The 25599-nt window shown below is 34.2% G+C and carries 23 protein-coding genes and 1 tRNA gene; 18 read left to right on the top strand and 6 right to left on the bottom strand.

Annotation, left to right across the window (positions count from 1 at the left end):
* Positions 1-66 precede the first annotated feature (66 nt).
* Positions 67-4656 carry a rhoptry family protein gene (locus O99_RS01685; protein WP_035005954.1) on the bottom strand — a complete coding sequence of 1530 codons (4590 nt, stop codon included), beginning with the start codon at positions 4654-4656 and terminating at the stop codon, positions 67-69.
* A gap of 789 nt (positions 4657-5445) precedes the next feature.
* Between O99_RS01685 and hfq the strand changes: the two genes are divergently transcribed.
* The 4 genes from hfq to O99_RS01660 all read left to right on the top strand — a co-directional run bounded on the left by hfq (position 5446) and on the right by O99_RS01660 (position 9799).
* Positions 5446-5685 carry an RNA chaperone Hfq gene (gene hfq, locus O99_RS01680; RefSeq protein WP_035005952.1) on the top strand — a complete coding sequence of 80 codons (240 nt, stop codon included), beginning with the start codon at positions 5446-5448 and terminating at the stop codon, positions 5683-5685.
* A 52-nt stretch (positions 5686-5737) separates the two neighbouring features.
* On the top strand, positions 5738-7084 hold the full coding sequence (gene hflX / locus O99_RS01675) for a GTPase HflX (protein WP_035005951.1): 1347 nt from the start codon (positions 5738-5740) through the stop codon (positions 7082-7084).
* Positions 7085-7843: 759 nt separating this feature from the next.
* A complete protein-coding gene (locus O99_RS01670) occupies positions 7844-8038 on the top strand; it encodes a hypothetical protein (protein ID WP_035005949.1) in 195 nt (64 codons plus the stop codon).
* Between the two features lie 684 nt (positions 8039-8722).
* Positions 8723-9799: a COX15/CtaA family protein gene (locus tag O99_RS01660; protein ID WP_035005946.1), complete on the top strand. Its 1077-nt coding sequence runs from the start codon at positions 8723-8725 to the stop codon at positions 9797-9799.
* An 18-nt stretch (positions 9800-9817) separates the two neighbouring features.
* Here the strand turns inward: O99_RS01660 and argC are convergent, their stop codons facing one another.
* The gene (gene argC / locus O99_RS01655; RefSeq protein ID WP_035005944.1) at positions 9818-10750 is read right to left on the bottom strand and encodes an N-acetyl-gamma-glutamyl-phosphate reductase; all 933 of its coding nucleotides are present in this window, start codon (positions 10748-10750) and stop codon (positions 9818-9820) included.
* Positions 10751-11071: 321 nt separating this feature from the next.
* Here argC and glyA point away from each other — a divergent pair, with 321 nt between their 5' ends.
* The 6 genes from glyA to nusB all read left to right on the top strand — a co-directional run bounded on the left by glyA (position 11072) and on the right by nusB (position 15600).
* Complete coding sequence (glyA, locus tag O99_RS01650) at positions 11072-12385, top strand: serine hydroxymethyltransferase (RefSeq protein WP_035005942.1); 1314 nt, start codon at positions 11072-11074, stop codon at positions 12383-12385.
* Positions 12386-12397: 12 nt separating this feature from the next.
* The gene (gene nrdR, locus O99_RS01645; protein WP_035005941.1) at positions 12398-12880 is read left to right on the top strand and encodes a transcriptional regulator NrdR; all 483 of its coding nucleotides are present in this window, start codon (positions 12398-12400) and stop codon (positions 12878-12880) included.
* Positions 12873-13997: a bifunctional diaminohydroxyphosphoribosylaminopyrimidine deaminase/5-amino-6-(5-phosphoribosylamino)uracil reductase RibD gene (ribD, locus tag O99_RS01640; protein WP_035005939.1), complete on the top strand. Its 1125-nt coding sequence runs from the start codon at positions 12873-12875 to the stop codon at positions 13995-13997. The genes nrdR and ribD overlap by 8 nt, the downstream gene beginning before the upstream one ends.
* Positions 13979-14596: a riboflavin synthase gene (locus tag O99_RS01635; RefSeq protein WP_035005937.1), complete on the top strand. Its 618-nt coding sequence runs from the start codon at positions 13979-13981 to the stop codon at positions 14594-14596. Before ribD ends, O99_RS01635 begins: the two co-directional genes overlap by 19 nt.
* Before the next feature lie 72 nt (positions 14597-14668).
* Positions 14669-15127 carry a 6,7-dimethyl-8-ribityllumazine synthase gene (locus O99_RS01630; protein WP_035005936.1) on the top strand — a complete coding sequence of 153 codons (459 nt, stop codon included), beginning with the start codon at positions 14669-14671 and terminating at the stop codon, positions 15125-15127.
* Between the two features lie 2 nt (positions 15128-15129).
* Positions 15130-15600, top strand: a complete 471-nt coding sequence (nusB, locus tag O99_RS01625; RefSeq protein WP_035005935.1) for a transcription antitermination factor NusB — start codon at positions 15130-15132, stop codon at positions 15598-15600.
* Positions 15601-15650: 50 nt separating this feature from the next.
* Here the strand turns inward: nusB and O99_RS01620 are convergent, their stop codons facing one another.
* Positions 15651-16166 (bottom strand): outer membrane protein assembly factor BamE, encoded by a 516-nt coding sequence (locus O99_RS01620; protein ID WP_035006680.1) that lies wholly within the window; start codon positions 16164-16166, stop codon positions 15651-15653.
* 229 nt (positions 16167-16395) lie between these two features.
* On the opposite strand from O99_RS01620, the gene O99_RS01615 reads away from it, so the two are divergent.
* From O99_RS01615 to O99_RS01595, 5 genes are all read left to right on the top strand, one after another.
* Positions 16396-16962 (top strand): YceD family protein, encoded by a 567-nt coding sequence (locus tag O99_RS01615; RefSeq protein ID WP_035005933.1) that lies wholly within the window; start codon positions 16396-16398, stop codon positions 16960-16962.
* A 135-nt stretch (positions 16963-17097) separates the two neighbouring features.
* Positions 17098-18168 carry a phosphate acyltransferase PlsX gene (gene plsX, locus O99_RS01610; RefSeq protein WP_035005931.1) on the top strand — a complete coding sequence of 357 codons (1071 nt, stop codon included), beginning with the start codon at positions 17098-17100 and terminating at the stop codon, positions 18166-18168.
* 37 nt (positions 18169-18205) lie between these two features.
* Positions 18206-19177 carry a beta-ketoacyl-ACP synthase III gene (locus O99_RS01605; protein WP_035005929.1) on the top strand — a complete coding sequence of 324 codons (972 nt, stop codon included), beginning with the start codon at positions 18206-18208 and terminating at the stop codon, positions 19175-19177.
* 74 nt (positions 19178-19251) lie between these two features.
* A complete protein-coding gene (locus tag O99_RS01600) occupies positions 19252-19563 on the top strand; it encodes an integration host factor subunit alpha (protein WP_035005927.1) in 312 nt (103 codons plus the stop codon).
* A gap of 190 nt (positions 19564-19753) precedes the next feature.
* The gene (locus O99_RS01595; RefSeq protein WP_035005926.1) at positions 19754-20257 is read left to right on the top strand and encodes a MerR family transcriptional regulator; all 504 of its coding nucleotides are present in this window, start codon (positions 19754-19756) and stop codon (positions 20255-20257) included.
* Positions 20258-20304: 47 nt separating this feature from the next.
* Here the strand turns inward: O99_RS01595 and thrS are convergent, their stop codons facing one another.
* From thrS to O99_RS01580, 3 genes are all read right to left on the bottom strand, one after another.
* Positions 20305-22269 carry a threonine--tRNA ligase gene (gene thrS / locus O99_RS01590; RefSeq protein ID WP_035005924.1) on the bottom strand — a complete coding sequence of 655 codons (1965 nt, stop codon included), beginning with the start codon at positions 22267-22269 and terminating at the stop codon, positions 20305-20307.
* Positions 22270-22399: 130 nt separating this feature from the next.
* Entirely contained in the window at positions 22400-22744 is a 345-nt protein-coding gene (yidD, locus tag O99_RS01585; protein WP_035005923.1) for a membrane protein insertion efficiency factor YidD, read from the bottom strand.
* Complete coding sequence (locus O99_RS01580) at positions 22737-23174, bottom strand: iron-sulfur cluster assembly scaffold protein (RefSeq protein ID WP_035005921.1); 438 nt, start codon at positions 23172-23174, stop codon at positions 22737-22739. The genes yidD and O99_RS01580 overlap by 8 nt, the downstream gene beginning before the upstream one ends.
* A 121-nt stretch (positions 23175-23295) precedes the next feature.
* Here O99_RS01580 and folE point away from each other — a divergent pair, with 121 nt between their 5' ends.
* The 3 genes from folE to O99_RS01565 all read left to right on the top strand — a co-directional run bounded on the left by folE (position 23296) and on the right by O99_RS01565 (position 25516).
* Positions 23296-23910 carry a GTP cyclohydrolase I FolE gene (gene folE / locus O99_RS01575; protein WP_035005920.1) on the top strand — a complete coding sequence of 205 codons (615 nt, stop codon included), beginning with the start codon at positions 23296-23298 and terminating at the stop codon, positions 23908-23910.
* 143 nt (positions 23911-24053) lie between these two features.
* A tRNA-Leu gene (locus O99_RS01570) sits at positions 24054-24138 on the top strand.
* 205 nt (positions 24139-24343) lie between these two features.
* On the top strand, positions 24344-25516 hold the full coding sequence (locus tag O99_RS01565; protein WP_371454972.1) for an alpha/beta hydrolase: 1173 nt from the start codon (positions 24344-24346) through the stop codon (positions 25514-25516).
* Positions 25517-25599 lie beyond the last annotated feature (83 nt).

Genomic DNA, 25599 nt, shown 5'->3' with positions numbered 1-25599 from the left:
ATATAATAGATAAAATTAAAAAGAAAAAAGGCGAAAAAGAAAAACTTTTTCACCTTTCTTTTTATTTTATTGAATTCGTCCACTTACATGAGCAAGCATAGTATAAACTTTTCCAGTATCTGATGTTAAATATTGGCGGGCTAAATGGGTATTTCCAGAATTGCGAGATATATCACGTAATAATTTTTCAAACTCTGAAATATACTGATTAACTGAATCTTTAAAATCTATATCATTTAGATATTTTTTTCTAATTGTTTCAAATATTATTTTTCCATTCGGTGTATAAAGATGTTCAGCTATGATATTTTTTTGTCCACGTTTATAACGATTCCATAACTCGACAGCAGCATTATGATTAATGGTTTGAACAATACTATTTACTAGTGAGTTCAGGGATTCATTCATAGAATCAGACTTTTCTTTTTCTGGTGAGGAAGAGAAATTATTATCTTTTTCTGAGTATAATATTTCTTCACGTGAGACTCTTTCTAAAAGGTCTGATACCCATTTGTTTTGTTTTGTTTTGTGTTGTCCTGATTGTACAATAGGCTGTGGTGGCACTATTTTTTTATTGACTCCAGAAGTTGCACTATTTGACATTAACGATGGGGATATTGTTGGTGTTGATTGTTCTTTTTCAGTATTGTGCATAATATTCGTTAAGTCTTTTAGTGCTACAATTTGTTCACTTAAGGCATGTCGAATTGTCTGTGTTGTTTCTTTCGCTTTTTCTGGTAATTTTTGAATACTTTCATTAAAATCATTATTAACTTTTGAAAGTTCTGAGCGAATTTCATTGGCTGAAAAGCGTATATTTTCTGCAGCATCTGAAAAACGTGTTGAAGCTTCATTAATCAATTCATGAAGTGTTCGTTGCATTAAATGTGTCGAGTTACGTGTATTTTCATCAGCACGTTCAAATGTTAAGCTAAGAACATTTTCGTAATGTTTTATAAGTTGATTAACCTCATCAGATTTCGAAATAAGGGCATTGCTTAATACGGAAAGTGCATTTTGCTTTTCTTGGAGTGTTATATTAAGTGTGTTTTCTGATTGCTCAAGAACGCGAATAGCTTCAGAAAGCGTTTTAGCATGTTCACCAAAATTGTTTGTTATATGACTAATTTGTTCAAATGTATTTTGAGAAAGTCCTTGTAACGTCTCTACATTGCTATTGAGCTCTTGATTTGACGTTGATAAGTATTCTGCTACTTGATTGGTATTATGGAAGAAATTATTAGCAGTTTCATTCAACTGACCGTCAAGGCTTTGAACCGTTGATATCAAAATGTTACTGTTTTCATGAATATTATAAATGGATTGGTTCAATTGCTCGATGACACCTGACACATTCTTAATAAGATCTTCTTGTACAGTAGCCATAGTTTGAATAGTTTCGGAATTTTTTTGTGTAAGAGTATTCACTAAGGATTCATTTTGTGCATAAATTCTTTGTTCAACTTCTTGTGTTGAAAGCGAGAGCTGTTCACCAATTTGCTGGGTTAAGTTACTAACCGTTTCAGTTGTATTGTATACTGTTTGATTCAAATAATCTGTTAATTCTGTTAATTGTTCCATATGTCCTGAAATTTTCGCGGATGTTTCATCTTTTGCTTCTTCTAAGCGATTGTTTACATTAGCTAATTGATGACTTAAATTATTTTGAAAATCTAACATCGATTGATGAAGAACATTAGAACGTTCACTGAGTAATTGATTAACTGCTTCTGCTGAAGCATGAATTGTTTCATTAATCAATGCTTGCGCATTATTACTTACTGTTGTGAAGGCATTTGCAGTGTGAGCTGTCTGCTCAGTTAGAGCAGAAATGACTTTCTCACTAGTTTCATTGACCGTTTGTTCAACATTCAATGCAATACGGTTACTAGATTCTGAGATAATATTTGTTGCTTTGATAACAACATCAGCAAAAGATGAAATAAATTGATTACCAGCAGTAGCAAGAGAAGCCTCTGACTTTTCTGTTTCATTAGCTATTATTGATACTAATTTTTCAGAAATATTGGTAAACTTCTTTTGTACGTTATCTGTAACTGTATCAACAGAATTTTCTAATGAGAGACGTATGTTATCTGCGCTTTCTTCTAGTGCTTTTTGGATTGCTTGATTATGTTCATTATTAAGGACTATAGATTTTTTTAGGTTATTGGATCGTTCTTCAAAAGTAGATGTTTGCATGTCGATGGTTTCACATACTTTCTCAAGTTTTTCGGATAACGTTTCTTCCAATGTAGCGGCACGTTCAAAAACTTGACGTGCACGACTTTCCAAATTTTCGTCGAATAATCCTACGCGTGTCTGAAGAGTATCAAGGAATACATCATGTGATTGAGAAAGAGTGTTCTTAAGGAGATCAGTATGTCCTTCAAGATTTTTTATATGGTTTTGAACGGTTTCAGTAACGGCTTTGTTATTATTAGTAATTGCATTTTCGACTAAGTCTGCTTGTTGTTTTAATGCCATATCAACATGTATATCGCTTTTAGCGATGATATTATGAATTGTTTCCATACGTTGCTCAAGTGTGCGCGCTTGATCTGCAAGGACTTCATTAAGAGCAAAACTATTGATAGCTAAGGAATCACGAAGAGCATCGGCACGTATATCAATATTTTTAATTTGTTCTTCTAAAGCATTTTTAGTTGTATCACAGCTTTGTGTGATGGATTCTTGTAGTTTTTCTGTACACTGAATTATGTTATTAGCATGATCTTTAGCATGTTGATCAACAATTTGAATATTTTGACTCAACGTCTTTTCAACATCTGAAACATTTTTGGTCAATACATCAATTTGATCTTTTAATGTGTCAGCAATTTTATTGTTTTCGCTGTCCAACATGCTCGCCATGACATCTCTTTGATTAGCGATTTGTGTTTTGAAGTCTTGCGAGCGCTCATTTATTATGTCTATAATTGCATTATCGACATTTTTGATTTCTTCTTGTAAAACTTTTTTGCTTGCATCAACTGCAGAAAAAATCTGATCATGTCCGTTTGTAAATACATTACTAATATCAGTAGTTATTTCTTTAAGATTTACGTTGATTTGAGAGGCATGAGCTTCCAGAAAGTTACCAAGCTTTTCAGCGTTGTTTTCTAATTCTTTACTACGTGCAACGAAGGATTCGATAATGGTATCACTGTGTTCTTTAAGAGATAAGTCAACGTTTACTAGGCGATTTCCAAACGCTTCAATTGCTTCTGAGGTGATATTATCAAATTTAGAAGAGAGTTTATATGCTTGTTGATCAAGCTGCTTAATTTTTTCATCAAAATCTTGTAATGATTGATTATTACGGTCAATAATTGCTTCATCTAATGTTTTAAATTTCTCATCAACACTATATAAAGTTTGGTCTGTTGCAGTTTGTATACGCGTTGCAAGCTTAGCAATATGCAATTCAGCTTTAGCAGCTGTTTCATCGAAAGTTTTTTCTAATTGTTTTTCATTATTATCAAAACGCTCTGCAAAAGTATCAAAGGTTTTTCCTAATACATGAAAAAATTCTGTATTTTTCTGCTGAACTTGTAATGTTGTTTCATTAAATTGTTCAAAGAGTTGATTTGTTACACCATCACCTGCATAAGAGAGCTTTTTAACAAGATCTTCCCCTTGTTGTTGTAAGGTTTGGGTAAGAGTTTGCGCAAGTTTCTCAACATTGGTTGCAATTTTGGAAGTAGCTAAGTCAAATTCATCACTCAGTTGCTCTTGTGTTCCTTTGATTACTGTTTGTACGCGATCAGCATGATTCAAGATTGCTGTACGTTCATTATTTAACTCCTTAATTAAGGTATAAATACGTGATTCATTTTCAGAATAGGCTCGTTCAAGATTATGAACTTCACTTTGAATGATAGCTTCGAGTTCAACAGCACGGCCGAGGGTGCGTTCGATTCCTTCATTCATCGCAGCTACTTCTTTACGAAGAGTTTGACTTATAGCAATTGCTTGTTTTTCAGAAATGTTCTGTGGTTCGCTAAGGCGTTGTGCAGCATTGGTCATAAGAATGGCAATATTACGCAATTCATTTGAACGTTTTATAAGTTGGGTAACTCCCCAAGACATAAGGATAGGAATTGTAGTTCCTGCCGCTACAGCTAATCCGAGGGGGGATGTAATAAAAGTAATTATATTTGCTAAAGAGCTTAGACCAGAAGGAGCTAGTTTATGAGCAATAAAAGCACCACCTGTTGCCCATAGAGCACTGAGAGCTGTCGTGCTCCAATAAATTCGAGAAGCACCATTTTGTTTTAATGATTTGAAATTGAAAGGTACTGTTATATCATCATTAGCAGGGAGAGGTTGTGTAGGTAATAGTGTATCACGTACAGTTCCACCTGAAAGCTCATGAATCGGTTTTTGACCAAAAAGTAATTCAGCAACTGATTCATCAACAACAGCATTATCATGAATATTAGATGAGGTGAGAACTGAAGTTTCATTTTCAGAAAGGATTTCTTCTTCTGAAGTTGCAATTTTTTGAATCAAATCATCTACATTAATTAGATTTTCAGAGTCACTTGATATTATTTCTTCGATCTCTGCGTTATCAAAGTCAAAGTTCATTGCTTTTTCAAGAGCTTCTTCGACTTCGATTTCAAATGTTTGCAATTTGGTTCTGCGTGCCATACTCGCCTCATACTCTTACAGATGGAAAAGGAATACGCCCTTATCCAGATATTTCTATATACTAACCGTTAATTGTTTAGAAAGGAATATGTTTAAGGAAAAATTTAAAAACTTATCAAGATAAAGTTAACGCGGCTTTTGTTTTATGCTCAAAAACAATAAAAAACATATTAAAAACAATATCATATAAAATTATAACTGTAATGGAACTATCTATAGATAATTTAAATTGATAGAAAATATTACAAATTTAGCGCATTTAATTGGGAGCAATTTAATAGAAATTGTATTTAAAATAATGTTCTAGAGATTGTTGCAAAATGTAATGAGTATGTCGATATACAAAAAATAATATTATAATGCGATATTTGTATTGAGGAGAAATTTCTGAAGCACATTAATTTCTTTTATAAGAAGCACATTAATTTCTTTTATAATAAGAAGACATAATCAAAGTACTATATTTCTAAATTAGATAGTCTAATCGTTTATTCCTTATAAAATAAACATGGTTGTTATTCTTTCAGTTAAAAAATATCGTATTTTTACTGAAAATTTTATTAAAAATTATTAACGCCAAGTAAGTGCTAAAAAGTTATCATACTTTGTATCTGAATTTGCTAATATTTATGCTCATAATTCATAAATATTATATTCGATGTAATATAAGATAATATCTTATAAAATTTTTAGTACCGATACATTGACAAGTTAGTACTTTCAGTCAATATATATTAAAAAATATTGTGATAAATATTTATGCATTTCACAACACAAGGTGTAAAAATAATGGCAGAACGATCACAACACCTGCAAGATATTTTTTTAAATACAGTTTGTAAGCAAAAAATTTCTCTTACAATTTTTCTTGTAAATGGTGTTAAGCTGACAGGTATTGTTGCATCATTTGACAGCTTTTGTATCCTTCTACGCCGTGATGGGCATGTGCAGTTAGTCTATAAACATGCTATTTCTACAATTATGCCCGGGCAATCTGTACAGCTGTTCGAAAATGAAGATGATCAGTAAACAGCCTACAGTATTGTATATCTTTTATCCTTTTTATAATTTTTAAGTTGTCATGATATGTAAAAATAAGAAATCTGGGAAGTTTATTTCACAGATTGAGCAGCAGATGCGTGTTGCTATTTTTGTACCGATCTGTTCTGATGGATACAAGCAGAAAAAGACTTTCAATGAACGCTCAGTAGATTCTCGAATAAGAGAAGCGTTAGGATTAGCACGTGCTATTAAATTGAATGTTGTTCATTATGAAATTATCAATATTGCTAAGCCATGTTCTTCAACTTTGTTTAGGATAGGTAAGGCGAATGAATTTGCTCATTATATAAATGAGCATCATATTATGCTTTCGATTGTTGATCATTTTCTAACACCAGTACAGCAGCGTAATTTGGAAAAATTATGGAATTGTAAGGTTATTGATAGAACAGCTTTGATTCTTGAAATTTTTGGTGATCGGGCGCGAACAAAGGAAGGGGTCCTACAAGTAGAATTGGCTCATTTATCTTATCAAAAAAGTAGGCTTGTTCGTAGTTGGACACATTTGGAGAGGCAACGTGGTGGTACTGGCTTTTTGGGTGGTCCTGGTGAAACTCAAATTGAAGCAGATAGACGTCTTTTGCAAAATAAAATTATTAGTATTCGTCGCGAATTAGAAACTGTTGTTAAAACACGTGCTCTTCACAGAGCTAAAAGAAAAAGGATACCTCATCCTGTTATTGCTTTGGTAGGATACACAAATGCGGGGAAGTCAACACTTTTTAACCATTTAAGTGATTCTAATGTATTGGCAGAGGATATGCTATTTGCAACTCTTGATCCCACTTTACGTAAAATTGTTCTACCTCATGGGCAAACAGTTCTTTTATCCGATACTGTAGGTTTTATATCTAATTTACCAACACATTTAATTGCAGCTTTTAGAGCAACCCTTGAAGAAGTGATAGAAGCTGATTTAATTCTTCATGTAAGAGATGTATCCGATCCTGATCATTACGCTCACGCTCAAGATGTTTTTGAAATACTTTCAGATCTTGGTGTTGATATTAATGACACGGATCATATCGTGGAAATTTGGAATAAAATTGATACGTTGGATCAACACGCATTGGGCGTTTTGCAGACAAATTCAAAAAAAATGTTAAATTCTGCACTGATGATATCAGCCCTTACTGGTAAAGGTTTAAGTCAATTGTTAGCACTTATTGAAAAGAAGATTTTTGGGGATATACAGAGTGTTGAGTTGATTTTAAAGCCTGATGAAATGAGGATTATTGATTGGTTCTATAAGAACTCTGGTCAAATAGAACAAAAAAGCAACGATGATGGCTCTATTACTATTAAAGCAATGCTTACTGCTGAGGCAAGAAAACGATTGAATTATATAAAACAAAATATGTACTAAAGTTATCGTAAATAAAAAGTTTTTATATTTTCTTATCTTGAACGAATATAGGCTGTAGTTAAGAGGAGTGTTCCTATTATCTCTTAAATAAAAGAGAGTAATATATTTTTCTGGTTAAAATAAAAATGAATCTTTAAATACGATAAAAAATTGTTAGTGCGCATAATGTAGCAAAAAACTCTTATTGCTTTTTTAATAACGATACATTGTGTATTGTGAATTTTGTTTATCCAAAACCTTACCAAGCAATATTAACATTTATATTATGCGCTTCTGATAGAATACTATTATCGATTATCGACTGATAAACAAAATAATATTATCCCATTACTATTTTCTCAACCGGTTTTTCTAAATTATTCAAGTTCTGATAGAATAATTTTCTATGATATAGACGTGAAAGAGTTTATAAAAATATCCAATTATTACGCGAAGGTGATTTTATTGATCTTTCTTTTGAAGCAAAACTGTTGAAGATACCTGACAGGGCTTAGAAACCTGATTTTCTAACTTTTCTGAAAAAATCATGAAGCGAGATCAAATACGATAAAAATACACTTTTCATATCTTAAAGACATTTCATTCATCTATTGTTTCTATTAAAATCATGTATCAACAAGAACAATCTCTATTATCTTTAATTTATAATGGATAATTCTGTTGTTATAGCTATAAAGACTAAACTTGATTTTTGAATACATAAAAAGCTCATATGGCTTTACAATTAGGCTTAATGGCTGCGTCAAATCAAGGTAATGATTGGTAGAAATAGAGGAACTTTTTGCTCAGTTAGAAAGTAAAATTTCCCAGATTGTTGATCAAATTCATTGGGATGGGATCATTGCAGAAAGCTTTAAAACACAGTTAAGAGAGAAAATTAATACTTTTGTGAAGGAGCAATCTCAATCCTTATCACTTGTGGAGAAGGGCTATTACTGCAAAAATATTCTGTAACAAAAAACACTTAGAGAAAGAAAGTTTTAAAAGCAATGGTAGTACCTTCTGATTTAAGGCAAAAAGAAGCTCTTAAATTTTGAGTGCAATAAAAAAATTATCAGTTTGCTTAAATTATGTGTTTCAACAGTTTTTTCAATCATCTGACCAGAAGTTGCAAGAATAGCAGAAAAACTATCTCTTCTTATCAAGGAATATAAAATAATCTTGTTGGTAGATATTTCTTGGCAACAAATAGAAAAAGCGATGAGCTCATGTTCAGGGGTGATGTTTTAAAAGAATGTCAGCAATTGCATGATGTTATTTATCGTGATTATGATACGGGAGTTGATATTTTTCCGTGGGGGACAATGAATTGCTGAGCGCGCAAAAAAAATTCAAATGCTACCCTTAATTATATTACAAGAACTTAAAAAAGATTATGATTTTATTATTTTAGAGATGACTGTTGAGCCTCAATATAGATTTGAAGAAATTGCAGAATTGACAGATTATTATGTTTGTGGTGTTCTACTTTGTAAACATAATTGGATAGTGCAGACGATATATAAATTCTCAAAGAATATTTATTGTATCAATTCATAGTTGTAATGTGCAAAAACAGCGCTAATTATATCTTATAGCAGGGCTTTGGTGTTTTATAGGGCATTTTTGTAGTTGTAGATAAACTGGAGATAATCAGAAATGACAATAAAAAGGTTGAATGACATAGTTTTGACGCCACTACAAAAACAAAATCGAAAACAAATACAGATATGGCTTTATGCTATTTTATTGCTTTGTTTAGCGATTGTTTTAATAGGCGGAGCTACTCGTTTGACAGGATCTGGGTTATCAATAACTGAATGGAAGCCGATTTATGGTGTAATTCCACCGATTAGTGTAGAACAATGGCAGGAAGAGTTCTTAAAATATCAACAGATAGCACAGTATAAAGTACTCAATCGTGATATGACTTTAAATGCATTTAAAGTGATTTTTTGGTGGGAATGGGGTCATCGTTTTCTTGGTCGTTTGGTTGGTCTTTTAGCTTTGTGCGGTTTAATTTGGTTTTGGGCAACTAAGCGTATCGAAAAAAATATTCTTCTTCAGCTTGTATCCGTACCAGTTCTTATTGCTGTTCAAGGTGTTATTGGCTGGTGGATGGTAGCTTCTGGTTTAGGGTCAAGTAATTTAACAAGCGTTAGTCAATATCGTTTAGCGATTCATCTAATAACGGCATGCTTTGTGATTATTTTTGTTACTTATTTATCTCGAGGTCTTACAGAATATTCAGAACAACCGGCAGATCAAACTGTACAACGTTTTGCAGGTTGGCTTGTTTTTTGCATTTTAGTTGAGATTTATTTTGGTGCTTTAGTTGCAGGTCTTCATGCAGGCAAGGTTTATAATACATGGCCATTAATGGATGGACAAATTATACCTGATGGATTGCTGAACTATAGTCCCGTTTGGCTCAGTTTATTTGAAAATCCTTTAACAGTGCAATTTGTACATCGTTTTTTTGCTTATTTTTTATTTATTATGGCGATTATTCACGTTTTGTATGTAAGCAAAAGAAATCCTCACTCAACGCATGCTCGTCGTGCATTTTTGTTATTTGTTATCATAGTTTTTCAGGCATTTTTGGGTATTATTACATTGTTAAATGAAGTGCCAATTAGTTGGGGCCTTATTCATCAAAGTATTGCTTTAGCAGTATTGTGTTTTTCAGTTGTTCATTGGCGGGCTACAAAGGGGTCATATCTTGTTCTTAAATAAGAACTTTTTAAAAAAATTTCAGCCTGAAAGCATTAAATCAAGATTTTGAACAGCAGATCCGGATGCTCCTTTTCCGAGATTATCAAATATAGAGCAAAGATTGAAAATACCGTCATTGTCATTGCCAAAAACAAAAAGTTTCATACTATCTTTATGTGCTAAGGATTCTGGGTTTAGTTTGGTTAGTATTTCGGTTTCTTCTTGTGATGCAATAGATATTGTATTTTGTTTATTGTAATGAACATGAAAAATTTCACGAAGATCAGAACAGTTAACTGATTTTGTAAATAAGGTGCGATGTAGGGGAATATTAACAATCATTCCTTGAGGAAAACGGCCAACACTTGGCACAAAAATAGGTGTTTGGCTAATTTGCCCATGAATTTTGATTTCGGGAATATGTTTATGATTAAGATTTAGACCATAAATAAAATAGTTTTCTTTCAGAGAATCTTTTTTAGATTGATCTTCCATTTGAGCAATTAATTGTTTGCCACCGCCTGTGTAGCCAGATATAGCATTAATTGATATTGGGTAATCAGAGTCTATTAAACCTGCTTCACGTAATGGCCGAATCAAACTAATTGCGCCGGTTGGATAACATCCAGGATTTGCAACATAGTGCGCTTCTTGGATACGTTTTTTTTGTCCTGTTGTCATTTCAGGAAAGCCATAAACCCAGTCTGCAGCAGTGCGATGCGCTGTTGAGCTATCAATAATTCTAATTTTTTTATTATTTTTAAGGAGGTTAACAGTTTCCTGTGCGGCTTCATCTGGAAGGCATAAAATAACAATGTCAGCTTGATTAAGGTAGTCTTTTCGAGAATCAAGCTTATGGCGATCTTTGTGAGGGATAGATAGCAATTCTAAATCAGAACGTTTCGCCAATCGCTTTTGTATTTGCAGTCCGGTTGTTCCATGTTCACCATCAATAAAAATTTTTGTTGCCATCTATTATCCTTAAATTTAATTTTTACTGTTAGATCCCATTTTTAATATTCTATTCAATTAAATAATTGGATATTTTAGAACTGCAAGCTTATTATTTTCTTGTTTGAAAAGAGTATAATAACATTACGTAATATAAGTTTTAGAATGTAATTTGTTTGTCATTTATTTTTTTGAAGATAGGATTTTATTATTACAAAAATAAAGATATAGACTGAACTTTTGCTGTATTTACAGTTTTTGAAATTAAATTTAAAAGATTTTATCTATAAGATTTGCTGTGTTACCTTCTATTACTTTAATTTCTAATATTAGGACATGTTTATGACCAAGCAAGCAAATGATCTGCGGAAGTGTTTTTTTAATGATAGTTTACAAGTTACTGATTCTGTGGTTTTTGATGCAATCAGTGGTGAGCTTGGACGGCAGCGCCATGAGATTGAATTGATCGCCTCAGAAAATATTGTTTCAAGGGCAGTTCTTGAAGCTCAGGGATCAATTTTAACCAATAAGTATGCAGAAGGTTATCCAGGAAAGCGTTATTATGGTGGTTGTCATTTTGTTGATTTAGTTGAAGAATTAGCAATTGAGCGAGCAAAAAAGCTTTTTGGTGCAGCTTTTGTAAATGTGCAGCCTAATTCTGGTAGCCAAATGAATCAGGCTGTATTTTTAGCTCTGCTCCAGCCTGGTGATACATTTATGGGGCTGGATTTGAATTCTGGTGGCCATCTCACCCATGGTTCATCTGTTAATATGTCAGGCAAATGGTTTAATGTTGTTTCTTATGGTGTTCGTCAAGAAGATCAGCTTCTGGATATGGAGGAAATAGAGCGTTTAGCAAAAAAGCATAAACCAAAGCTTATTTTAGCAGGTGGCACAGCCTATTCACGCTTATGGAATTGGAAATTGTTCCGTGAAATTGCAGATGAAATTGGAGCGTATTTGATGGTTGATATGGCTCATATTGCAGGTTTAGTTGCTGGAAATGCTCATCCTTCCCCTGTACCATATGCTCATGTTGTCACTACAACAACGCATAAATCGTTGCGTGGTCCCCGTGGTGGTATGATATTGACAAATGATGAAGCCTTAGCCAAAAAAATTAACATGGCAGTTTTTCCAGGTCTTCAAGGTGGCCCTTTAATGCATGTTATTGCAGCTAAGGCTGTTGCATTGGGAGAGGCTTTGCAACCTGCTTTTAAAGACTATATTGCTAATGTAGTTATTAATGCTAAAACTTTAGCAGAAAGCTTAAAAAATAATGGTTTTAATATTGTTTCTGGTGGTACAGATAATCATTTATTTTTAGTCGATTTGCGTTCTAAAAATATAACAGGAAAGAGTGCAGAACAAGCTTTGGGCCGTGCTAATATTATTTGCAACAAAAATAGTATTCCCTTTGATCCCGAGAAACCATCAATAACTTCAGGGATTCGTTTGGGTACACCTGCTGCAACAACACGTGGTTTTTCAGAACGTGAGTTTACTCAGATTGGAAATTTTATTGCAGAGGTTTTTGATAATCTTAGCTTGGCACGAAATGATGGAGAGAATACTTCAGTTGAAAGAGCTGTCAAAAAGAAGGTACATGATATGACAAGTGAATTTCCTCTTTATTCTTATTTGAGTTCTTGTTGAGGTATAAAAAAGATGCGGTGCCCTTATTGCCAATGTGAAAATACACAGGTTAAGGATTCACGTCCTACGGAAGAGGCAACAGTCATCCGTCGTCGGCGTGTATGTTCCGTTTGTGGTGGTCGTTTTACAACTTTTGAACGTGTCCAGCTACGTGAGCTTTTTGTTCTCAAAAAAAGTGGTCGGTGTGAGTTGTTCGATCGTGATAAATTAATGCGGTCGGTTAATCTAGCAATACGTAAACGTGATATTGATTCTGAGCATATTGAACAGGCAATTTCCGGTATCGTGCGACAGCTTGAGAGTTTAGGAGAACCTGAGATTTCTTCAGAAAAAATTGGTCATCTTGTACTGGAATCTTTAAAAGGTATTGATGATATCGCTTATATTCGTTTCGCTTCTGTATATCGTGATTTCCGTAACGCAAGTGATTTTCATAATGTGATAGATGAATTATCAAAAGACGCAACAGATATAGAATCTGGTTTTGATGAATAAAGCAGAACAAGATAAGCGATTTATGGCTGTTGCTATTCGTTTGGCAGAACGTCATATTGGTCTTACGGGTGAAAATCCTTCTGTCGGTGCGTTAATTGTACAAAATAAAGGGGCAGGTGCGTCTATTGTTGGTTATGGCGTAACTGCTATTCAGGGGAGACCTCATGCTGAAGTGCAAGCTTTACTTATGGCAGGCCCTTTGGCTTGTGGCGCGACTGCTTACGTTACTTTAGAGCCATGTTCACACTATGGAGAAACTTCACCATGTGTTAATGCACTTATTAATTCAGGTATTACTCGAGTTGTCATTGCTCTTTCTGATCCGGATCAGCGAGTTTATGGTTGTGGTATTGCTCTCTTACGTGCAGCAGGTATTGAAGTTGTTGAAGGGGTTTTAGCTGAAGAGGCTTTTGAAACATTAAGTGCTTATTTATGTGTAAAGAAGTTGCAGCGCTGTGAAGTTACTTTGAAAATGGCTATTTCTGCAGATAATGGCATAGGCAAAAAAGGGCAAGGGAGTGTAAGGGTTAGTGGAGAAATTTCTCGTACACAAACTCATATTTTGCGTGCCCAAAATAATGTTATTATGGTTGGTATTGGCACTATATTAGCAGATGATCCACAATTAGATTGTCGTTTGCCAGGACTTGAAATGCGTTCACCTATACGTGTTATTTTGGATAAAGATTTACGCATTCCTCTTGATGCGAAAGTCGTTCAAACAGCAGCGAATATCCCTACATGGGTTATTTGTAGTACAGGTTCTTTGAAAAAAAGAAAAAAAATAGCTTTAGAACAATGTGGTATAACCATATGTTCAGTGGATACTAACAATAATTTGTTATCACCTTTTGCTATTTTACAGTTACTTTATCAGCGTAAAATCAATAGTGTTTTACTTGAGGGAGGAGCAAAGACAGGAAAAATATTTTTAGATGCCGGTTGTGTAGATTGTTTAATATGTTTTTATGCGCCGATTATTTTAGGGAAAGATCGAATTAAGGCTCCTCATTTTCAATCTTATCTTTCAGAATTTAATAAAGTTGAAATTAGAATGTTGGGGAATGATCGTTTGTATAAATGGAGACGTAAGATATTATGTTCACAGGGATCGTAACGGATGTTGGTTGCATTGAAGATATTCAACCTTTAAAACAGGGAATGCGTTTAAATATTTCTACTCATTATGATGTGGAGAGTTTAGAAATAGGTGCATCAATTGCATGTTCAGGTATTTGTTTAACAATTGTTGAACGCGCATTAAAATCTACAGATTCTCATTGGTTTATTGTTGAAGCATGGGAAGAGGCATTGCGTTTAACTAATCTTGCACAATGGACAAAAGGAACTCTTATTAATTTAGAGCGCTCACTACGACTTGGTGACGAAATGGGAGGACATTTAGTTTTTGGCCATATCGATGGCCTGGCTGAGATTATTGAGAAAAAAAATGAAGGTGGTGCAACTCGTTTTCGTTTGCAGGTTCCAATGCAATTAGCTTCATTTATTGCAGAAAAAGGTTCTATTGCACTTAACGGAACATCATTGACTGTTAATTATGTTGAAAATAATATTTTTGATGTTCTTATTATTCGTCATACACTTGAAATGACAACTTGGGGGCAAGCTGATGTTGGAGATCAGGTGAACTTGGAAGTTGATCAATTGGCTCGTTATGTAGCTAGACTTTCAGATTTTAAAATGAATAAGTCGTAAAATTGTTTTGTTTTTTTTAAAACTTGAGATTACAATAATTTCAAGTTCCTTTGTTTTTCTGATAGGAGCCACATGACAAGAAATAGGCATAAAAAGTTGCGTGTTTTAATTGTTGAAGCGCGTTTTTATGATGAAATTTCCGATTCTCTTCTTGCGGGTGCGGTGAGTGTTTTGCAAAAAGCTGAAGTGAGTTATGATATCATAACAGTTCCTGGCGCATTAGAAATTCCTTGTGCAATAACTCTAGCTGAAAAAAATAATGAAATATACTACGATGGTTATATAGCGCTTGGTTGTGTTATTCGGGGAGAAACATATCATTTTGAAATCGTAGCTGATAATTCTTGTCGCGCATTGATGGATTTAACCGTTTATCAACAATTAGCTATTGGCAATGGAATTTTGACTGTTGAAAATGAATTACAAGCATGGGAACGTGTAAGAAATGATGAAAAAAATAAAGGTGGTTTTGCTGCTAAAGCCGCTTTATGTATGATTGCTCTAAAGAAAAAATTTGGAGATAATCATTAAATATGGATGATGTAAAAGGCAAGGACTCTCTACGCTTAGCTAATAAACGAGGGGCAGCAAGACTCGCTGCTGTACAAGCGCTTTATCAAATGGATATGGTTGGCATTGGTGCTATGGAAGTAATAGCTGAATATAAGGCTTATCGTTTAGGAAAAGATATTGACGGTAACCAATATCTTGATGCTGATTTTCAATGGTTTCGCTCTATTATTGTTGGAGTTGTAAGAGATCAAAAGCAACTTGATCCTATGCTTCATCAACAACTTTCTGAAGAATGGGCGCTTTCACGTCTTGATTCTACATTACGAGCAATTTTGCGTGCGGGTTTATGGGAATTAATCAACCGCAAAGGTATGCCTATTGCTGTCATTCTGAATGAATATATTGATATAGCTAAGGCTTTCTTTGACAATGATGAACCAAGGCTTGTAAACGCAGTCCTTGACAGTATAGCAAAGGAAATGTGCCAATAAACTTGTCAAAAAATCCCGATATTATCGGGATTTTAATTGAACATTAAAAACTAGCGGTTAATAACTGGATCATCAGTAGGGTCTGGAGCACCCTTGATAAGTTGAATTAAAAATGGTTGATCATTACCACCAGTTGGTGTTGTTTGTGTGATAAAATCAAAAATTTTCCCATCTTGTAAACCGTAGTTAGCTATTTTTGTAACTTGACGATCTTTGTTAAAGTAGATTGCCAAAACTTTGCGATCAGTAATTTTGGTTTTCATAAATTGCATTTTTCGGTATCGAGTTTGTGAAATATAATAGAAAACTTCATTATTATATTGCGTTTTCAGAGAAGGAGATCCTAAAGCTAAAAGAACTTGCTCTTGACTTGAGCCAATAGAGATAGAATCAAGAGCATTTTGATCAAGAATATAACCTTCTTTATATATTTGGCTTGAATTAAGGGAATTATATATTTGACTTGAGTTTAAATAACTAAGTGGATTGCAACCTGCTATTCCCATTATACTTACTATTGAGAGGCTCATCAGTAATTTGCGTTTAGTGTTTACTATGTGGGGTATTTGAAACAATGATATCTCCATTTTACACTTAGTAATATATGATGAAAAGGTGATCTCAAGTCTTTCTTAAATTTTTGATTTAATGATTATTCACCATATCTTACGATGACTTTTCTTGATTATAATGCCATATAGAGTTTCTTTAGAAAAGAAAAAAATTCATAAAATATAATCTGGTCAAACAGAAGGTGCAGTATAATATATTCTTTTTTATATTTTGGAGTCGCTAATGACTATTTCAAATATTTCTCAAATGGAATTTGCTTTAACTTATCCAGTATCAGTGCGCTCATTACCTACAAAACTTACAAAAGGAATAAAAGTTCATATTTGTGCAGATCAGCAGGAATGTGCATCTTTAGCTAAGAATCACGGTTTAGTTGATGTAAAATTTTTTGAGGGAGAATTTTGTATTTTACCATGGAAAAAACGTGGAGTACGTGTAAAAGGTTTATTACAAGCACATATAATACAATCGTGCGTTATTACATTAGAGCCGCTAGAAGATATTATTCGTGAAAATATTAACATTGTTTTTGTTCCTGAAGACTCAAATTTAGTTAAGCCTAAAATATCAGAGGGTACGGGTGAATTATTTTTAGATGTGGAAGGATCAGATATACCAGAAGTGTTTTGTGGAGATAAAATTGATATTGGTGCAGTTATGGAAGAATTTTTAGAATTATCAATTAATCAATATCCACGTAAAAAAGGCGTTAATCTAGATACGATCAAAAATTTAGAAAAAATTAAACAAAATTCGTCACCATTTTTTGTTTTAAAAGAGTGGAAGTGATTGTAAACATATAAATTATCTGTTGTATACTTGTATAAAAACAGTATCTTCTGGAAAGAAATTGTAGCGATGATTTTTATAATTGTTAATAGCAAACCGTCGCAATTTAAATTTAAAGATATAGGGTAAACAAGCGTGATTAAAATTGCTGTGGATGTAATGGGTGGTGATTATGGTCCAGAAATTACTCTTGCAGGAGCTGCAATTGCTCAGAAATATTTGCCAAATATTCATTTTTTGTTTTATGGGATAGATAAAGTTGTTGAACCGATTTTAAAAAAATACCCTCATTTGGTTGCTGTGTCCTGTTTTTATCCTACGGAAGGTTATACGCGTATGGATGAAAAACCTAGCCAAGCACTTCGTAATGGGCGTGGGAAATCATCAATGTGGCATGCGATTGAGTCCGTAAAAAATGGCAAAGCTGATTCTTGCGTTTCTGCTGGTAATACTGGTGCTCTCATGGCAATGTCTTATTTTTGTTTAAAAATGATGGCAAAAGCTGAACGTCCTGGTATTGCTGGTATTTGGCCAACTCTTCGTAGTGAAAGTATTGTTTTGGACATTGGCGCAACAATTGGAGCATCTGCTAGTCAATTGGTTGATTTAGCAGTTATGGGTGCTGGAATGTTCCGTGCTTTATATCATATTGAAAAGCCAAGCGTTGGTTTATTAAATGTGGGGGTTGAAGAAGTCAAAGGCTTGGATGCAATAAAAAAAGCGGGGATGATGTTACGTAAAGTACAATTAGATAGTTTAGAATATAAGGGATTTGTTGAAGGAAATGATATTGGAAAAGGAATCGTTGATGTTGTTGTCACTGAGGGATTTTCCGGTAATATTGCTTTAAAAGTTGCAGAAGGAACTGCTCGGCAGATGGCTGAAACCTTAAATATTGCTATGCGTAGTTCTATTTTTTCATATATTGGGTATTTTTTATCACGAAGTGCTTTTCGTAAATTAAAACATAAAATGGATCCAAATAGGTTTAATGGTGGTGTCCTTTTAGGTTTAAATGGTGTTGTTATCAAAAGCCATGGTAGTGCTAATGCTAACGGTTTCGCTTCTGCTATTCGTGTTGGTTATGAAATGGTAAGTAATGGGCTCTTAAAAGAAATAGCTACGGATTTACGCCTCTTTCATGAAAGCAAAGAATTATTTTTAGGTAATGAAGGTGAAGCTGTGACAAATATGGAGGTAGTATGATAGATATTTGCAGTATAGAGGAGAAGGTTAAGGCAACATGATTCGATCAGTTCTGTGTAGTGTGGGAAGTGCCTTACCAAAAAAAAACGTATCGAATGATGAGATTACAAAGTTGGTTGAAACATCTGATTCGTGGATTGTTCAACGCACAGGAATTCGTCAACGTTATATTGCTGATAGTAATGAAACTACTGTTTCTTTAGGAGTACAAGCTGCACAAGACGCTTTGAAAAATGCTGGTATGACGGTGAAGGATATTGATTGTATTATTTTAGCAACTTCAACACCTAACCGTACTTTTCCTGCTTCTGCTGTTGAAATTCAGCATGCTTTGGGAATGAAACATGGCTTTGCTTTTGATATTCAAGCTGTTTGTTCTGGTTTTATTTTTGCATTGGTAACGGGAGATGCTTATTTGCGCTGTGGAGTAGCAAAAAGGATTTTGGTGATTGGATCTGACACATTTTCTCGAATTTTAGATTGGCAAGATCGTACAACATGTGTTTTATTTGGCGATGGTTCAGGTGCAGCTATTTTAGAAGCGCAAGAATTTGAAGGCACTTCCGCTGATTCTGGTATATTATCGGCTAAATTGCGTTCTGATGGTGAATATGTAGATAAGTTGTATGTTGATGGTGGCCCTTCAACAACACAAACAACAGGTTATTTACGCATGGATGGACGGGAAGTTTTTAAACATGCAGTTAGTATGATAACTGATGTAGTTGATGATTGTTTTGCAGCAGTTGGGATGAAACCTTCTCAATTAGATTGGTTTGTACCTCATCAAGCTAATAGACGTATTATTGAAGCATCAGCTAAAAAGCTAGGAATCACCAAAGATCAGATTGTTATTACTATTGATCAGCATGGTAATACATCTGCAGGATCGGTACCGTTAGCTTTAGCGACTGCTGTTCAAGATGGAAGGATTAAAAAAGGAGATCTTATTATGCTAGAGGCTATGGGTGGAGGTTTTACATGGGGAGCAATTCTTATCCGCTGGTAAGCTATAGCAGCTTGACGATATTTAAATGAAACGTATAAATTTCTTTGTAATTTTTAATATTTAATAGGTGAATAATGACAAGTAAGACAGTAACACGTGCAGATTTGGCTGGCGCGGTTTGCAGAAAAGTGGGCTTGTCACATACTGAATCAGCCGATTTAGTTGAGTTAGTCTTGGATGAAATATGCAATTCACTCGTCAGAGGTGAAATGGTTAAATTATCTTCTTTTGCAACTTTTCAAGTTCGTGATAAAAGTGAACGAGTTGGACGCAATCCAAAAACAGGCGTTGAAGCATCGATTCCACCACGGCGTGTGGTAACATTCAAGGCTGCAAATGTGCTCAAGAAAAGAATTTTGGATACGCATCGCGCAAAGAAAAAATAATTTTATATTAATAGACAATATTAAGATGTTTGTTCTTTGTTAAAGAGTTTTACATTTATTTAGACTCTTTTCTCTTATATTTTAAGCGAAGAGTTTCTTATTGGAGAGATTTTATATTGTGATTAGTCTCAGTATGAAGTTGATCAGTAACTGTAAAATATTGATATAATTTTAGGTGAGGTATTATAAAATGGATAAAAGCCCCGATGCTTTTCGCACAATTAGTGAAGTAGCTGATTTATTGGGGATTCCACAGCATGTATTAAGATTCTGGGAAACAAGGTTTCCTCAGATTAAACCATTGAAGCGTGGGGGGGGGCGTCGTTATTATCGCCCTAATGATATCGATTTGCTCAATGGTATAAAACAATTACTTTACGGACAAGGTTATACTATAAAAGGTGTGCAACGTATTTTAAAAGAGAAGGGGGCTTCTTTTGTTGTTGACCTTGGCAAAGGTGATCTTAATGCTATGAATATTTTAATAGAAAAAAAATGTGCAGAACAAGAATCTGAATCTGTGCCAGCTAAGCCAAAAAAAATAGCATTTGGGCTTTTGGGTTTTATGAAGAATGAGGGAGAATCTACTTTGGGGACTATAAATAATTATCGAGATAAAACTGATAAAGCCTTATTACAGGAAGTGCTCTTTGAGTTAATTGAGTGCAAACGTATTCTTGACAAAGCTCGATAATAACAACCTATTATATAGTATTTTTATTTTATGATATTAAGCGTTGATTAACAACGTAAATCTGGTGGTGTTGCTTCATCTAGCAATTGCGCAAATACTTTTTCTATAGGTAAAAAGGTTTGCTCTATACTTCCTAAACGGCGCATATTAACACTATTTGTTTGAGCTTCCTGTTTGCCACATACCAAAATTACAGGAACTTTTTGTAAAGAGTGTTCGCGTATTTTGTAGTTAATTTTCTCGTTGCGGGAATCTAGTTTTGCTGAAAGACCAAGAGCTTTGAGTTTTTCTGTTATTTTTTTTGCATATTCATTCGCATCGGACGTAATCGTCGCCACAACAATCTGTTGAGGTGCAAGCCAGAATGGTATGTGACCAGCAAAGTTCTCAATTAATATACCTAGAAAACGCTCCATTGAACCAAAAATAGCTCGGTGGATCATAACAGGTTGGCGTTTTTCTGAATCCTTATCAATGTAAAATGCTCCAAAGCGTTCAGGTAGATTAAAATCTACTTGTGTCGTTCCACATTGCCACTCGCGGCCAATAGCATCTGTTAGTGTATATTCAAATTTGGGTCCATAAAATGCACCTTCACCAGGAAGAATGCTTATTTTAACACATCCTGAAGATTTTTCTTCAATAGTTTTAAGAACAGATGTCATGATATTTTCAGCATGGTCCCATAATTCATCTGAGCCAACACGTTTTTCTGGTCGCGTTGAGAGCTTAAGACTGATTTCTTTAAAACCAAAATCTGCGTAGGTTGATAAAATCAAATCATTGATACTAAGGCATTCATCAGCTAATTGTTCTTCAGTACAAAAAATATGTGCATCATCTTGTGTAAAGCTACGTACTCGCATAAGTCCATGTAAAGAACCTGAAGGCTCGTAACGATGAACAAGGCCAAACTCAGCTAGTCTAACGGGTAAATCACGATAGGATTTTAAACCGTGTTTAAAGATCTGTACATGGCCGGGACAATTCATTGGTTTTAGAGCGTAAGTATATTCATCATTCCAGTCATCGGCAGCTGGAATTGTTTTAAACATATTTTCTTTATACCATCCCCAGTGACCTGATATTTCCCAGAGTGACTTATCAAGAACTTGTGGTGCCTGAACTTCAGCATATTTATGATTGTCGAGACGACGACGCATGTAACTGATCAAATTTTGGAACATTTTCCAACCTTTTGGGTGCCAAAAAATCATTCCTGGGCTTTCTTCCTGAAAGTGGAATAAATCCATTTCTCGTCCTAAACGGCGATGATCCCGTTTTTCGGCTTCTTCTAGCATATGAAGATAGGCTTTTAAGTCATTTTCATTAGTAAATGCTGTACCATAAATTCTCGTTAACATAGGATTATTGGCATCACCACGCCAATAAGCGCCTGCAACTTTCATCAATTTAAATGCATTACCAATTTGGCCAGTAGATTGCATATGGGGGCCACGGCAAAGATCAAACCAGTCGCCCTGATAATAGACTTTCAAATCTTGATCATCAGGGATAGCATCAATAAGCTCGACTTTATAGAGTTCATTTTTTTCAGAAAAGATCTTTTTAGCTTTTTCACGAGACCAAATTTCTTTTCTAAAAGGTTTATTGCGTTGAATAATTTCACGCATTTTTTTTTCAATAGTAGTCAGATCATCTAATGTAAAAGGTTGCTTACGTGCAAAATCATAATAAAAACCATTTTCAATAACAGGGCCGATTGTCACTTGTGTTTCCGGAAAAAGCTCTTGTACTGCTTCAGCTAAAACATGCGCGCAATCGTGGCGTATCAATTCAAGTGCGCGTGGATCATCGCGGGTGATGATTTCTACTTGTCCAGATTGTTCTAATGGGTCTGAAAGATCTCTAATAACTCCATTAAGACTATAAGCAACTGCTTTTTTTGCAAGAGACTTAGAAATAGATTCAGCTAATTCTAAACCAGTTGTTTCTGTTTGGTAATCGCGCTTTGAGCCATCAGGAAAAGAAAGAGAAATAGAGCGAGACATAAAGAACCCTTTTAATCCAATTCTGCTAACGAATGCAGATGGTTTCGTGAACATTTAGCAATAATCAATTAAAGCTAATAAGCTAATTTATCAATTCTTTTTTATGCATTATGCGTTAAAAAAGAAAGAATTATTTATTACGTTTAATAGAAATTTTCCAATAGTACCAAGGCTTGTAGGAATTTTCAATAGAGGTTGGTACTGGATCAAAGCCAGTTGTTCCAAAAGGACAACAACGTATAAGACGAAAAAGTCCCATCCATGCGCCTGCCCATAAACCATGGCGCGCAATTGCTTCGTAGGTATATTCTGAACAGGTTGGTCTGTGACGACAATGAATACCTATAAAGCTAGATAGAGTTATTTGGTAAAAACGTATGAGTCCAATACCAAGTAATCGTCCAGGTGTTTTCTGCCAAGGTCCTGTATAGTTTCTTGTGTGTTTTTTATTTGTTTTGACGTGTTGTTTAGCCATTCATTTTTTCTTCAATTTGTTTAATACAATCTATAACTGCATCAAAAGTAAGCATTACCGATGCATGACGTGTTTGATAGTTTTTAATAGGTTTTAAACAGGCAAATTCCTCAAATGGAGGTGAAGGGGGAGGGCCATCCTTTATTAACATATGCTGAATAATTTCATATAATATTTTAAGATCTTGCGTTTTTTGACCAATGATATGATTTGCGAGAATAGAAGATGAAGCTTGTCCAAGTACACATGCGCATATCTCATGAGAAAAATCTATGATGGTGCTATTTTCTACTTTTAGGTCTACGGTAACAGTCGATCCACAAAAGCGTGCATATTTTTTTGATGTTGCATCTGGATTGTTAAGGCGACCAATTCTGCTTATATGTGCAGCATGTTCAAGTATTTTATTACTATATATGTTGTCAATCATAAGCTATTATCTGACTTTCAAGAGTTATTGCTATTTAAACTTTTAATTCATTTATATAAAGATTATAAAAATACATATGTACATATATATGTCTTACTACGTAATAAGTTGGAGTTTTTAAATGTGTGATATCATAAAAGGAGGAGCAACTAATTCATTTTTCTCTGAGCAAAAAAAGCCTAGTGTTGAAGAAGTGGAAATGGCAATTCACACATTACTGTTATGGATAGGAGAAAATCCAAATCGAGAAGGGCTATTAGATACTCCAAGTCGTGTTGCTAAAGCATATCGTGAACTTTTTAGTGGTTATAACGAATCAGTTAAAGAAATTTTGGCTACAGTTTTTGAAGAAGTCTCAGGATATAGTGAACCAGTTATATTGAAGAATATCTCTTTTTATTCACATTGTGAACACCATATGCTTCCAATTATTGGTAAAGCTCATGTTGCTTATCTTCCTGATAAAAAAGTTGTTGGGCTTTCAAAAATTGCGCGTATTGTAGATGTTTTTTCTCGTCGTTTACAAACACAAGAAACCATGACAGCTCAAATAGTTGATGCTTTAAAGACACATCTAAAGCCTCGTGGTATTGCTGTAGTGATTGAGGCTGAACATATGTGCATGGGTATGAGAGGAATACGAAAGCAAGGTGCTACGACTATTACAACAAGTTTTCATGGGTATTATCAAACTAATCAAATGGCACAAGATAGTTTTATGTCATTGATACGCTAGGTAATATAGAAAATATGCATTTTAAGGATTTGCATTGTTAAATTGAAGTAGTGTAAAATAAATTACGGTGATATAAAAATAAACTTGTACCCTATTGTATGATTTGTTAAATGCGAAGACTGATGTATTTTCTTCTGTCGTGTGCGGTCGTGGCGGAATTGGTAGACGCGCAGCGTTGAGGTCGCTGTGGGGCAACTCGTGGAAGTTCGAGTCTTCTCGACCGCACCATTTATATTTTTTATGATTGGTATTTAAAGTAAGATAAAAGCTGTAATAGTAGGCATTCAATGCTTGTTTGCACATTTTAAAAATGTTTTATATAATAATTCCCTTTTTGCAGGTTATTAGAAACTGTATCTTATGTTATCATTATAGTTACGAAATATGAGTTCTTGTTTATCTGATAAGATTAGGTAGTGTTGCAGTGAGAAGTATGTTACTGTTGAGGCATTTAGTTCTTTTTATTTGTGCTATTTTGTTGGTTGCATGCGGTAGCTCGCGTGCTGTCCTTTGGCATGGAATACATGCGACACCGTCTATGGTTGCTACACAGCGAAAGGTTGAAGGGCAAATTCTTCCGAAAGCTATTATCCCAGTGTACGTTGCTACAAGTCGTATGATGCAGGATAATTATTCTCAACCTTATGGAGCAGAACGATCAAATACAGTACATTACAATCGTGTTGATGTAGGAATTCCTCAACAACATGTGAAAGGTATGGTTGAAACAAATGCCTATAAGCCTAGTCATGATAAATATTTTGCAGCAGTCGCTTTGCAAAAATATGATAATAAAGAACAGTTTAAACAGCAATTAAATGTTGCGTTAGCAAAAAAAGCAAAAGGAAAAAAAGAAATTTTCCTTTTTATCCATGGTTACAATAACAATTTTGCGGATGGCACATTCCGTACTGCTCAATTTGCTTACGATTATTCCTTGAATGTTGTTAATGTGCACTATTCATGGCCTTCGGCTGGTGCAATACCTCTTTATATTTATGATCGTGATAGCGCTAATTTTGCGCGTGATGGACTGATAGAACTTTTGATTACTATCAGTGAAACAGATGCTGAGAAGATTTCAATTATAGCTCACTCTATGGGTAATTTCGTTACGATGGAAGCATTTAGAACTCTAGCGTTACAAGGAAAATATAAAATAATTCAACGTAATACGAGTTTTTTAATGGCAGCACCTGATATTGACCTTGATGTATTTGAGCGTCAACTTAATGATATTAAAATATTACCTCAGCCAACAGCCATTTTAGTATCTCGTAAGGATAAAGCTCTTGCTGTTTCAAGTCGTCTTACAGGTGGACATCCTCGTGTAGGAGATGGTTCAAATATTGAAATATTGCGGAAGAATGGAATAGCTATTCTTGATTTATCTAATGTTGATGGTGGGACGCATAATGTATTTGCATCTTCTCCAACATTAATGGCTCTATCTCGAGAAGGATCTTTAGCTTCAACAATTATGCAAGAAACAGAATTATCACCTAGTGAGGCGATTCTTGCTGGTGGTAACAATATTTTAAAGAAAACAGCAAGTTTTATTCTTTATACGCCTATACGCCTCGTATCTCCATTAACTAATTATTAAATATAAAAAATCAAATATAATAATTTAATATTAATAAATTAGAAAAGAGATTTTTTTAGCACTTTTTTTAGAATAACTCTATA

It is taken from the genome of Bartonella rochalimae ATCC BAA-1498 (assembly GCF_000706645.1).
GTDB classification, from domain to species: domain Bacteria; phylum Pseudomonadota; class Alphaproteobacteria; order Rhizobiales; family Rhizobiaceae; genus Bartonella; species Bartonella rochalimae.
The sequence above is the reverse complement of the archived record's forward strand: the minus strand, read 5'-3'. Positions and strand labels throughout refer to the sequence as shown.